Genomic DNA, 10479 nt, shown 5'->3' with positions numbered 1-10479 from the left:
TCGGCCACGCCGAGCTCGAGGGCTCGGCGTGGCCGGAGGCGTGCGTCACTTGCAGAAGGCCGCCTTCAGGAGCTTGGCGAGCGCGGGCGGGAAGTCCGTCAGCACGTCGATGGGGGCGTCCCCGGTGGTGATACCGGCGGTCAGGATCCGGCTGCCGTCGGCTGAGCTGTACATCAGGGCACCGTACCCGGCGGGCGGGCTGCCGTTGTGCTGGTAGACGATGCCACCGCAGTCCGGGCCCAGGTCCTGCACCCACAGTCCGAAGCCGTACCCATACGGTCCGTACGGCGTGCGCATCTCGGTCAGCAGCGGCTCCGGCACGAGCTTGCCGCGCATCAGTGCGCTGATGAACGTCTGCAGGTCCTTCGTGGTCGACAGCATGTCACCGGCGCCGGCGACGAGGGACAGGTTCTGCCGGCTCACGTCGACGACCTTCCACTCGCCGTCCACCTGGTAGCGGTAGTAGCCGTGTGCGTGCGGTCCGGGCAGCTGCGACCGGTTGCCTGGTACGACGGTGTTCTTCAGCCCGAGCGGCCGCAGGATCCGTCGCTGCACCTCGTCGGCGTACGAATGCCCGGTGACCTTCTCGATCACCAGCAACGCGAGCGTGTAGTTGGTGTTGGAATAGCGCTGGTCCGACCCCGGCGCGAACACCGGCGGCTTCGACAGCGCCACCTTCACCAGCTCCTCCGGCTGGTAGCAGCGAAACCGGTTGTCCACCCATTCCTGGCCCGCGACGGTGATTCCAGGGGTGAACTTCCCGTCGTAGGTGTCGCCGGTGTAGTTGAACAACCCGCTGGTGTGCTGCAGCAGCATTCGCATCGTGATCCGGCGGTCGATTCCGAGTGTGGGCAGGTAGTCGGACACCGGGGCGTCGAGCTTGATCTTGCCCTCGGCCACCAGTTGCAGTACGACGGTCGCGGTGACCGTCTTGGTCACGCTGCCGACCCAGAAGCTCCCGTTCGTGGGCGGCTTCGCGGCCGAGCCCAGCTTGCGCACTCCGGCGCTGCCGACCCAGTCGCCTTGCTTGTCGTGCAGCCGCAACTGGATCCCACCGAAGCCGGCATCGACGAACTCCTGCAGCGCCTGCTGCATCTCCGGCCGCTCCTGCACCGCCGCGGCCGTCTTCGTCGCCGTACTATCGGAAGTCGCCACGCCCGGCGCTGCCACCCCGGCCAACACGGTGGCCGCCAATGCCACCACCGCCACACGCCGGACCCTTGGACTATTGGTTCTCTTCATGCCCCCAACACTCGTCCGCCCGCCTGACACCGAACAGTCACGGCTCTGACACGGCGGTTCGGTGCTGGGTCAGCTCACGGCCTTCTTGACGAGGGTGGTGATCTGCTTCTCGACGGCGGGGGTGAGCTTGGTGAGGGCGTAGGCGGTGGGCCACATGTCGCCGTCGTCGAGGTTGGCGGGGTCGTTGAAGCCGAAGGTGGAGTAGCGGGACTTGAACTTGCCGGCGCTCTGGAAGAAGCAGACGTTCTTGCCGTCCTTGTAGTACGCCGGCATCCCGTACCAGAGCTTCGGCGACAACTCCGGCGCGGCGTCCTTGATGATCTCGTGGATCCGCTCCGCCATCGCCCGCTCGTGCTCCGGCAACTCCGCGATCTTCTCCAGTACGGCGGTCTCCTCGTCCGCCTTGCCCCGCGCCGCCTTGAGCTCCCGGGCCCGCTGCTTCATCGCGTCCCGCTCGTCCTCGGTGAACCCGTCGTACGACTTGGCCTTGGAGGTTGAACGCTTGGTCGCCATCAGAGTGCTCCCTGCCTGCTTGATCGGATCGAATCGAACACCTTCAGCGTAAGGACCGGCCTGCCGAGGCTGCTTCTCGAAAACTGATCGATCCGGGACCAGGTCGCAACTAGGGTCTGGGGATGGTTGAAGGGTGCGCGACAGTTGGGTCTTTGGCGGCTGACTTCCGAGCGCTCGGCGTACCGGCTGGTGGTGTAGTGCTGCTGCACTCGTCGCTGCGGAGCGTCGGGTTCGTCGCCGGCGGGCCGCAGGCGGTGGTGGAGGCGTTGCTGGAGGTGCTGACTCCGGCCGGGACGCTCGTCGTACCGACGCACACGCCTGAGAACACTGATCCGGCGACCTGGTCCAACCCGCCGGTCCCGTCCGAGTGGTGGCCGGTGATCCGGGATCAGTCGCCGGGATTCGATCCGGGGTTGACGCCTGCGGCGCGGTGGATGGGCAGGCTGGCGGAGTTGGTGCGTACGTGGCCCGGGGCGCGGCGTAGCAGTCATCCGCAGTTCTCGTTCGCCGCGTTGGGCGCGCGGGCCGAGGAGGTCGTCGCGGGACACCGGCTGGACGATGGGCTGGGTGGTACGTCGCCGTTGGGGGCGGTGTACCGGTTGGACGGGTCGGTGCTGCTGCTCGGATGTGGACACGACAACAACACCTCGATGCACTTGTCCGAGTGGCGCCGTACCAACGCGTCTCGGCACGTCGTCGGCGCCTCGCTGCGCTCGCCTGACGGCACGAGTTCGTGGCAGGAGTGGGAGGACGTCGAGGAGGACGAGAGCGACTTCGGGACGATCGGTACGGCGTTCGAGGCCGCCGGCGGGGCGCGGATCGGCCCGGTCGGGGCGGCGACCGCGCGGCTGATGTCGCAGCGGGCGGTTGTCGACTTCGCGGGGGAGTGGATGGCGCGCAACCGGGGGTGAGGTGGTCTTATCAAGCGGTGGGCGCGGGCTTAGCGTGGGGTGTAGGGCCTGGGGGCGCTGATGACTGGTTCGGGGGAGGCCGACGACGCGGTCGCCGGCGAGCTCGAGTTCACCGGGACGAACACCGGACCGCTGGTTGCTGCTGGCAACCAGATTCCGCCGACCGGTCGCAGCGTGATCGGCCGCGGCGCCTACTTCGCCCGCTTCGAAGGCGACAAGGTCGTCGAGTTCAGCGCCTACCCCGACACCGCCGGCATGCTCATGCAACTCGGCCTCATGCCCCGCGCCTGACTGCTCTAAGATCCGGATGTGGTCGAGTTCAGTGCGTTCCCGGGGCGGCTTGAGACTGAGCGGTTGTGGTTGCGGCGGTGGGAGCCGGCGGATGCCGAGGTCTACCGGGGCTTGTGGCTGGAGCGTGATTCGCGGGCGTTGCGGCGGATCGGGGCTGACGGGCGACCGACGCTTGACGAGATGCGGGGCTGGTTGATCGAGAATCCGCGGGCGGCGGTGGAGGGGCTGGGGCTGCTGCCGATCGTGCGGCGGCGCGAGGGAGACGTCATCGGGTACTGCGGGCTCACTGTCGGGCAAGCGAGCTTCGAGGAGCCCGAGATCGCGTACGAGCTGGCCAAGCGGGCCCACGGGTTCGGCTACGCAACCGAGGCCGCGCAAGCTGTGCTCGAGGCCGCGGTGGCAACCGGCCGGAAGCGACTGTGGGCAACGGTGAGGGAGTGGAACGCGCCGTCGTTCCGCGTCCTGGAGAAGCTCGGCTTCTACAACAGCGGCCGCGTCGACGAGAACCCACACCGAGGAAACTCGATCTGGATGACCTATGAATGCCCGCGAGGCCTCAGGAAGGACTAGCCTTCGGTACGACGCGGATGGCAAAAGCCGTCTCGCGGTCCAGCACGACTGACGTCCCGTTGTGGTCGACGTCGACGTACTCGTCGTGGTGGTGGTTGACCCTCAGGTCGGTGCCGATCGTGATGCCGAGCTGGTCGAGCTGGCGCAGGAGCTCGGGGTCGCTGTCCGAGACCCGCGCGACCCGCGCACGAACGCCGGGGTCGACCGCGTCCAGCCGCAGCTGGTCGTCGTCCGGAAGCGAGCCGTCCGACCGGGGGATCGGGTCGCCGTGCGGGTCGTGGTCGGGCTCGCCGAGGCGGACGGCGAGGCGGTCGATGAACGTGTCGGACACCGCGTGCTCGAGGTCCTCGGCCTCCTCGTGGACCTCGTCCCAGGTGTAGCCGAGGTAGTCGACCAGGAACGTCTCGATCAGCCGGTGCTTGCGGACCATCGCGAGCGCGATCCGCTGTCCTTCCGGGGTCAGTTCGATCGCGCCGTACCGGGCGTGCGCGAGCAGGCCGCGAACGGTGAGCTTGCGGACCAGCTCGGACACCGACGACGGCGACAGGCCGAGGCGAGTGGCGAGTGCGCCGACGGTCACCGGTTCGTCCGACCACTCCCGGGCGTTGAAAACGGCCTTGAGGTAGTTCTCGACGACTCTGGACTCCATCGCGTCCTTCCGCTTCATCGCACCGCCGCCGTTCATGCCACCGCTGCCGCCCGTCGGCGGGTGGCTGCCAGGTGCCGGCCGAGCACTCCGTGGCGCGGGCTGAACAGGTAGACCAGGGCGAACACCACACCCTGGACGACGACCACGAGCCCGCCGGACGCGGCGTCGAGCCAGTAGCTGAGGTAGATACCCAGGACCGAGCATGCGGCTGACATCACCGGCGCGATCACCAGCATCCGGCCGTGCCGATCGGTGAGCAGGTACGCCGTCGCGCCCGGGATGATCAGCATCGCCACCACCAGGATCACCCCGACCACCTGCAGGGCGACGACCGCGGTCAGCGCCAGCATGCCGAGCAGCAACGCACCCAACCGCCGCGGCGACAGCCCGATCGCGTGCGCATGGATCGGGTCGAACGCATACAGCGTCAGGTCGCGCCGCTTCAGCACCAGGACCACCAACGCGAGAACCGCCAGTACGGCGATCTGCAGCAGGTCCGTCGTCGAGACGCCCAGGATGTTGCCGAAGATGATGTGGTTCAGATCGGTCTGACTCGGCGTCACCGACACCAGCACCAGCCCGAACGCGAACAACGTGGTGAACACGATACCGATCACCGCGTCCTCCTTCACCCGGCTGGTGTCCCGGACGATCCCGATCAACGCGACCGCGAGGAACCCGAACACCACCGCGCCGAGCGCGAACGGAGCGCCGAGGATGTACGCGATCACCACCCCGGGCAGTACGGCGTGAGACACCGCGTCGCCCATCAACGACCACCCGAGCAGGACCAGCCAGCACGACAACACCGCGCACACGACCGCCGCGAACACCGTCGTGATCAGCGCCCGCACCATGAAGTCGTACTGCAGCGGCTCCAGCAGGAAGTCGACCGGGGTCACGCCGCACCTTCTTGCTCGAGTACGTCGAGACCGAAAGCGCGGGCCAGATTGACCGGCTGCAGCGCCTCCTCGACCGACCCGTGGAACAGCACCCGCCGCAGCAGGAGCACCGCCTCGTCCGCGAGCGCAGGCAATGCATGCAGGTCGTGCGTCGACACCAGCACAGTCCGGCCGTCCGCCGCCAGTTCCCGGAGCAGCCCCACGATCGTTGCTTCAGACCGCTTGTCGACCCCGGCGAACGGCTCGTCCAACAGCAGGATCTGCGCGCCCTGTGCGATGCCCCGGGCAACGAACGCGCGCTTCTTCTGCCCGCCGGACAGCTGCCCGATCTGACGGTCGGCGTACTCGGTCAACTCGACCCGCTCCAACGCCTCGGCAACGGCCGCGCGATCAGCCGGCCGCGGCCGCCGGGTGAATCCCTGGTGCCCGTACCGGCCCATCATCACCACGTCGTGCACCGACACCGGGAACGCCCAGTCCACGTCCTCGTTCTGCGGGACGTAGCCGACGCGTCCCCGCTTCCGCGCCACCGCCGGATCCGCCCCGTCGAGCCGGACCCGGCCCTCGTCCGGCCGGATCATGCCCATGATCGCCTTGAACAGCGTCGTCTTCCCGGACCCGTTCATGCCGATCAGCCCGGTCACCTTGCCCGGGTCGACAATCAGCGACACCCGGTCCAGCGCGAGCACGTCGCCGTACCGCGCAACGATGTTGTCGACCTGGATCGTGGTCATGGGGCCTCCCGGCCTGGACTGAGGAACGGAGGGAGCGAAGCGACTGGAGAGACGAGGGAAGGCCGGGAGTTCGAGCCGCATGACCCGCTGCGCGGCAGCGCAGCATTCAACACCGTCATGAGGTGCGTCCTGTCAGTCCGCGGATGATGGTGTCGGAGTCGTACCTGATCAGGTCCAGGTACGTCGGGACCGGGCCGTCCGCCTCGGACAGCGAGTCGACGTACAGCGTCCCGCCGAACTCGGCGCCGGTGCCGGTGGCGACCTGCCGCATCGCCTTGTCCGAGACGGTCGACTCGCAGAACACCGCCGGTACGGCGTTGGCCTTCACGAACTCCGTCGCCGACGCGATCTGCTGCGGCGTCGCCTGCTGCTCGGCGTTGACCGGCCAGATGTACTTCTCGGTGAGCCCCGCGTCGCGCGCCAGGTAGGAGAACGCGCCCTCGCACGTCACCAGCGCGCGCTGCTTCTTGGGCACCGCCGACAGCTCGGTGACCAACTCGTCCTGCACCTTCTGCAGCTCAGCCTTGTACTTCGCGCCGTTCGCCGCGTAGGCGCTCGCGTTCGGCGGGTCGAGCTCGGAGAACGCGTCGACCATGTTGTCCACGTAGATCTGCACGTTCTTCGGGCTCATCCACGCGTGCGGGTTCGGCTTGCCGGCGTACGAGTCCTCGGTGATGTCCATCGGCGCGACCCCCTCGGACACGACCTTGTGCGGTACGTCGACCGACTCGACGAACTGCTGGAACCACACCTCCAGGTTGAGCCCGTTGTCGAGGATCAGGTCGGCGTCGGAGGCCTTGCGGATGTCACCGGGGGTCGGCTCGTAGCCGTGGATCTCGGCGCCCACCTTGGTGATCGACTCGACCCTCAGGTGGTCGCCGGCCACGTTGCGCGCGACGTCGGCGAGCACCGTGAACGTGGTCAGCACCACCGGCTTGCCGTCACCCGACGCCTGGCTGGTCGAACACGCGGGCAGCACCGCGAGCGCCAGGACCGACAGCAGGGCAGCGAGAGTTTTCGGCACACCGAAAATCTAAAAGTTCGGTGGACCGAAAACAAGCCCGGATTGCGGATCGGTGGACCTGCTGGGAGGGTGCTGAACCGTGGACGACGACATCCGCCGCGGCGACCTGCTCGCCGAGGGCGAGCCGGAGCAGGAGTTCAACCCCGGGATCGCGGCCCGGTTGCCCCGCAAGACCGTGGCCGGCGGCGCCCTGGTCCGCGACGAGGCCGGCCGCATCCTGTTCCTCGAGCCGACCTACAAACCCACCCTCGACATCCCCGGCGGCATCGTCGAGTACGACGAGTCGCCGTACGACGCCTGCGTCCGCGAGGTCCAGGGGGAGCTCGGCCTCGCCCTGCCGATCGGCCGGCTCCTGGTCGTCGACTGGGTCCCGGCCCTCGGCGTCTGGTCCGACGCCCTCGCCTTCGTCTTCGACGGCGGCGTCATCGACCAGCCCACGATCGACCGAATGGTCCTCGACCCCACTGAGGCCCGGGCCCACCACTTCCTCACCCTCGACCAGGCCGCCCCTCGCCTCCGCCCGTCCATGGCCCGCCGCCTGGCCCGCGCCCTCCAGGCCCTCACCACCAACACCCCGGCGTACACTGACTTCGGCCGATAGTAGCCATGTACTTAATAGCCATGTACAGTATTTGCCATGAACGAACCGACTCCCGGTCACCTCGTCTGGCGGCTGTCGATGAAGTGGCGAGTGGCCGTCGACCGGGCGCTGGCGCCGCGCGGCCTCACGCACGCGCAGTACGTCATGCTCGCGTCCCTCTACGGCCTGGAGCGCGACGGCCAGTCGCCGAGTCAGCGTGAGCTGGCCGACCACACCGGTCTCGAGGCGCTGTACGTCTCCAAGCTCGCGCGCAGTCTCGACGCCGACGGACTGATCCAGCGCGCCCGCGACGCTCGCGACACCCGGACGGTGCGACTGCAGCTCACCGACAAGGGGCGTACGACGGTCGAGCCGGCGATCGCGGAGGTCGCCGGGCTGCTGGACCGGTTGCTGGAGCCGTTCGGTGGTCGCGGCGGTGACCGCACGAAGGCGTTCGTTCGTGACCTCACCGAACTGCTCGACACTCCACTCTGAAGGGGTCTGTCATGCCTGTGATCGACGTACTCGACTCCACCATCCACTACGAAGACACCGGCAGTGGGACGCCGATCGTCTTCCTGCACGGCAATCCGGCCTCGTCGCGCATCTGGCGCAACGTCATTCCGTATGTCGGCGCCGGCCGGCTGCTCGCCCCCGACCTGATCGGCATGGGGCAGTCCGGCAAGCCGGAGGTCAGCTACGCGTTCGCCGACCATGCTCGGTACCTCGATGCATGGTTCGACGCGTTGGGGCTCGACCGGGTGATCCTGGTCGGTCACGACTGGGGTGGCGCGCTCGCGTTCGACTGGGCGGCGCGGCATCCGGAACGGGTCCTCGGGATCGCGTTCTTCGAGAGCATCGTGAAGCCGATGGCCTGGGAGGACCTGACGCCGCAGGCGCGTGAGCGCTCCGAGCGGATCCGCACGCCTGGCATCGGCGAGGACTTGATCCTCGAGCAGAACCTGTTCGTCCGGCAGGCGTTCACCGCCGGTGTGCTGCACCCGGTCGGCGGCGACGACCTCGCGTCGTACCTGGCGCCGTACCCGACTCCGGAGAGCCGGCGCCCGATCCTCGCTTGGGCGCGCCAGCTCCCGCTGGGTGGTGATCCGGCGGAGCTCGTCGCCCGGATCGCGGCGTACGACGGCTGGCTCGCGACGAGTGCCGACGTACCGAAGCTGTTGCTGACGTTCGAGGGATCGCCGACGTTGCTGATCGGGCCGGCGATGGCCGAATGGTGTGCTTCGAATATCGCAGCACTCGAAACCGCCCACTGCGGGGAGGCCGGTCACCACGCGCAGGAGGACCGCCCGAAGGAGATCGGCACCGAGATCGCGTCCTGGATCGACCGGCACGCGTTGCGGTGAACCGCGCCGGCTCCCCGTTGACGGCGGGGAGCCGGCGACCGTGGTCAGGAGAACTTGAGGCGGACGATGACGTTGTCGATGACGGTCGGGGTGCCGCCGTTCTTGTCGTTGTTGGTGGAGGTGAGCCAGAGGGCTCCGTCGGGGGTGCGGGTGATGCTGCGCAGGCGGCCCCAGCGGCCGGAGAAAACGGCTTGCGGGGTGCCGACGCCGGTGCCGGACGAGTTGATCTGCGTCACCCACAACTGCCGGCCGGTGACCCCGGCGATGTAGATCCAGTCGTTGACGATCTCGACGTCACTCGGTCCGGCCTGGGCGGTGGACCAGGTGCGTTTCGGCGCGATGTAGCCGCCGCAGTCGCCGATGGTTCCCTCGCAGGCGGGCCAGCCGTAGTTGCCGCCCTTCTGGATCAGGTTGAGCTCGTCCTGGCTGTTCTCACCGAACTCGCGCGGCCCACAGTTGACCGCGCGAGTCCCAGGCGAGGCCCTGCGGGTTGCGGCGCCGATGGCTCGGTGTCGTCGGTCGTGGGGGAGACGGTCAGCTTGTCCGCGTTCGGGCCGCCGTCCGCGGTGGTGGCGCGAACCCGGATCGTGTTGGTCCCCGCAACGAGTTGGAGCCGGACGGTCTTTGTCTGCCAGGTGGTCCAGGCGCCGGTGCCCGGGAAGGTGATCCCGACCGCGCCGGCCACGCCGTTGACGGTGAAGTCCATCGGGCGGGCGGTCTCCTGTTGTCCGGGGCGGAGGAGCGGCAGGGGAACCATGCATTCATTAGGAAACCTTCCTAACGATAATCGGCATCACACCATCGGCGCGCAAGGGGTGTCAACAGCACGAAGCCCTCGCGGACCTTCACCGCGAGGGCTTCGCGGGGTGGTTCGTCAGCCGGCCGTGGCCAAGACGGTCGGCCGGTAGAGAGTCTGACCGGACGTCTCGTCGACGACCGCGACCCGGACAGACTCCGGTGTGGAGTCGTGATGCGGTACGGCGAACACGGCAGTCGCCGGCTTGCCGTCGTACCAGGCGGTGTAGCTGACGAACCGCCAGTCCTCGTCGTCCCAGTAGTCGTGGATGTCGGACCGCAGCAACCCGTTGACCGCGCGGTACGCCGGACTGAGGATCAGCCGGCGCTGAGTCGCCGCGAGCGGTACGCCGTCCGACGCGGTGCCGCTGAGCGGATGCGTGATCCGCAACCGCAGCCGCCGCAACGGCAGCAGCCAGTACCGATCCAGCTCGGCCGACAGTACGACGAACAGTGCCGCCTCCGGGATCAGGATCAGGACTCCTGCTGACCACCATCCGGTGCTTGCCGTCGCGGCTGCCACGGCGGTTGCCAGTAGCAACAAGGCCCGGGCGATCGCCCTTTGTCCGATGGGTTTCGCCGACGCGCCCAGGCAACCGCAGGACGCCTCCGGGACCACGATCTTGGCGTAGACCAGGTACCCGGTAAAGCCGGTCGCCAGCGCCACGGCCGCGATCGCCTCGACAGTCGCCACCGGTGGCGCCAACAAGGCCAATGCGATCACTGCTTCGACGACTCCGACCGCGCGATAGGCCGTCGCCGTACGCTCCTCGCCGACGAGGCGCGGCAACGCCGTACGCTTCGCCTGCTCCGCGCTGTCCTTCCCGAACTTGCTGTACGACGACCAGAGCAGGAGCAACCCGATCAGCAGCGGCTGGGCAGCCGCCACCTGCTGTGCGAACAT

The 10479-nt window shown here is 68.3% G+C and carries 15 protein-coding genes; 6 read left to right on the top strand and 9 right to left on the bottom strand.

The annotated features are described in order from the left end of the window. Positions 1-45: 45 nt before the first annotated feature. Together AB0H36_RS43525 and AB0H36_RS43520 are read right to left on the bottom strand one after the other, a co-directional pair. Complete coding sequence (locus AB0H36_RS43525) at positions 46-1155, bottom strand: serine hydrolase domain-containing protein (RefSeq protein WP_360537216.1); 1110 nt, start codon at positions 1153-1155, stop codon at positions 46-48. 156 nt (positions 1156-1311) lie between these two features. Next, positions 1312-1755 (bottom strand): DUF1801 domain-containing protein, encoded by a 444-nt coding sequence (locus AB0H36_RS43520; protein ID WP_360537214.1) that lies wholly within the window; start codon positions 1753-1755, stop codon positions 1312-1314. Positions 1756-1907: 152 nt separating this feature from the next. On the opposite strand from AB0H36_RS43520, the gene AB0H36_RS43515 reads away from it, so the two are divergent. The 3 genes from AB0H36_RS43515 to AB0H36_RS43505 are packed head-to-tail and all read left to right on the top strand — an operon-like array spanning position 1908 to position 3527. Continuing rightward, the gene (locus tag AB0H36_RS43515) at positions 1908-2666 is read left to right on the top strand and encodes an AAC(3) family N-acetyltransferase (RefSeq protein WP_360537212.1); all 759 of its coding nucleotides are present in this window, start codon (positions 1908-1910) and stop codon (positions 2664-2666) included. A 60-nt stretch (positions 2667-2726) separates the two neighbouring features. Next, entirely contained in the window at positions 2727-2957 is a 231-nt protein-coding gene (locus AB0H36_RS43510; RefSeq protein ID WP_360537210.1) for an ester cyclase, read from the top strand. Positions 2958-2975: 18 nt separating this feature from the next. Continuing rightward, the gene (locus AB0H36_RS43505; RefSeq protein WP_360537208.1) at positions 2976-3527 is read left to right on the top strand and encodes a GNAT family N-acetyltransferase; all 552 of its coding nucleotides are present in this window, start codon (positions 2976-2978) and stop codon (positions 3525-3527) included. Here the strand turns inward: AB0H36_RS43505 and AB0H36_RS43500 are convergent. The 4 genes from AB0H36_RS43500 to AB0H36_RS43485 form a co-directional block, all read right to left on the bottom strand. After that, positions 3514-4212 (bottom strand): metal-dependent transcriptional regulator, encoded by a 699-nt coding sequence (locus AB0H36_RS43500; RefSeq protein ID WP_360537206.1) that lies wholly within the window; start codon positions 4210-4212, stop codon positions 3514-3516. The two genes, AB0H36_RS43505 and AB0H36_RS43500, sit on opposite strands and share 14 nt — an antisense overlap. Further along, complete coding sequence (locus AB0H36_RS43495; protein WP_360537204.1) at positions 4209-5078, bottom strand: metal ABC transporter permease; 870 nt, start codon at positions 5076-5078, stop codon at positions 4209-4211. Before AB0H36_RS43495 ends, AB0H36_RS43500 begins: the two co-directional genes overlap by 4 nt. Then, entirely contained in the window at positions 5075-5812 is a 738-nt protein-coding gene (locus AB0H36_RS43490) for a metal ABC transporter ATP-binding protein (RefSeq protein WP_360537202.1), read from the bottom strand. Before AB0H36_RS43490 ends, AB0H36_RS43495 begins: the two co-directional genes overlap by 4 nt. Before the next feature lie 115 nt (positions 5813-5927). Beyond that, positions 5928-6836: a metal ABC transporter substrate-binding protein gene (locus tag AB0H36_RS43485; protein WP_360537200.1), complete on the bottom strand. Its 909-nt coding sequence runs from the start codon at positions 6834-6836 to the stop codon at positions 5928-5930. 79 nt (positions 6837-6915) lie between these two features. Here AB0H36_RS43485 and AB0H36_RS43480 point away from each other — a divergent pair, with 79 nt between their 5' ends. From AB0H36_RS43480 to AB0H36_RS43470, 3 genes are read left to right on the top strand one after another with little or no spacing between them, the layout of a single operon-like run. Further along, on the top strand, positions 6916-7437 hold the full coding sequence (locus tag AB0H36_RS43480) for an NUDIX hydrolase (RefSeq protein ID WP_360537198.1): 522 nt from the start codon (positions 6916-6918) through the stop codon (positions 7435-7437). Positions 7438-7473: 36 nt separating this feature from the next. Continuing rightward, positions 7474-7911, top strand: coding sequence for a MarR family transcriptional regulator (locus AB0H36_RS43475; protein ID WP_360537196.1), 438 nt, complete (start codon positions 7474-7476; stop codon positions 7909-7911). Between the two features lie 11 nt (positions 7912-7922). Next, positions 7923-8780 carry a haloalkane dehalogenase gene (locus AB0H36_RS43470; protein ID WP_360537194.1) on the top strand — a complete coding sequence of 286 codons (858 nt, stop codon included), beginning with the start codon at positions 7923-7925 and terminating at the stop codon, positions 8778-8780. Positions 8781-8824: 44 nt separating this feature from the next. Here AB0H36_RS43470 and AB0H36_RS43465 read toward each other — a convergent pair whose 3' ends face one another. The 3 genes from AB0H36_RS43465 to AB0H36_RS43455 form a co-directional block, all read right to left on the bottom strand. Further along, the gene (locus AB0H36_RS43465; protein ID WP_360537219.1) at positions 8825-9187 is read right to left on the bottom strand and encodes a PQQ-dependent sugar dehydrogenase; all 363 of its coding nucleotides are present in this window, start codon (positions 9185-9187) and stop codon (positions 8825-8827) included. Then, the gene (locus tag AB0H36_RS43460) at positions 9187-9537 is read right to left on the bottom strand and encodes a hypothetical protein (protein WP_360537221.1); all 351 of its coding nucleotides are present in this window, start codon (positions 9535-9537) and stop codon (positions 9187-9189) included. Before AB0H36_RS43460 ends, AB0H36_RS43465 begins: the two co-directional genes overlap by 1 nt. A 117-nt stretch (positions 9538-9654) precedes the next feature. Next, complete coding sequence (locus tag AB0H36_RS43455) at positions 9655-10479, bottom strand: MauE/DoxX family redox-associated membrane protein (protein WP_360537193.1); 825 nt, start codon at positions 10477-10479, stop codon at positions 9655-9657.

Source organism: Kribbella sp. NPDC050820, from assembly GCF_040653975.1.
Lineage (GTDB): Bacteria > Actinomycetota > Actinomycetes > Propionibacteriales > Kribbellaceae > Kribbella.
The sequence above is the reverse complement of the archived record's forward strand: the minus strand, read 5'-3'. Positions and strand labels throughout refer to the sequence as shown.

Bases quoted from the DNA above. Each gene is read 5' to 3' on its own strand.
- AB0H36_RS43510 (WP_360537210.1), top strand. From the start codon at position 2,727: ATGACTGGTTCGGGGGAGGCCGACGACGCGGTCGCCGGCGAGCTCGAG.
- AB0H36_RS43455 (WP_360537193.1), bottom strand. From the start codon at position 10,479: ATGTTCGCACAGCAGGTGGCGGCTGCCCAGCCGCTGCTGATCGGGTTG.
- AB0H36_RS43470 (WP_360537194.1), top strand. From the start codon at position 7,923: ATGCCTGTGATCGACGTACTCGACTCCACCATCCACTACGAAGACACC.
- AB0H36_RS43490 (WP_360537202.1), bottom strand. From the start codon at position 5,812: ATGACCACGATCCAGGTCGACAACATCGTTGCGCGGTACGGCGACGTG.
- AB0H36_RS43475 (WP_360537196.1), top strand. From the start codon at position 7,474: ATGAACGAACCGACTCCCGGTCACCTCGTCTGGCGGCTGTCGATGAAG.
- AB0H36_RS43460 (WP_360537221.1), bottom strand. From the start codon at position 9,537: ATGGTTCCCCTGCCGCTCCTCCGCCCCGGACAACAGGAGACCGCCCGC.
- AB0H36_RS43500 (WP_360537206.1), bottom strand. From the start codon at position 4,212: ATGAACGGCGGCGGTGCGATGAAGCGGAAGGACGCGATGGAGTCCAGA.
- AB0H36_RS43520 (WP_360537214.1), bottom strand. From the start codon at position 1,755: ATGGCGACCAAGCGTTCAACCTCCAAGGCCAAGTCGTACGACGGGTTC.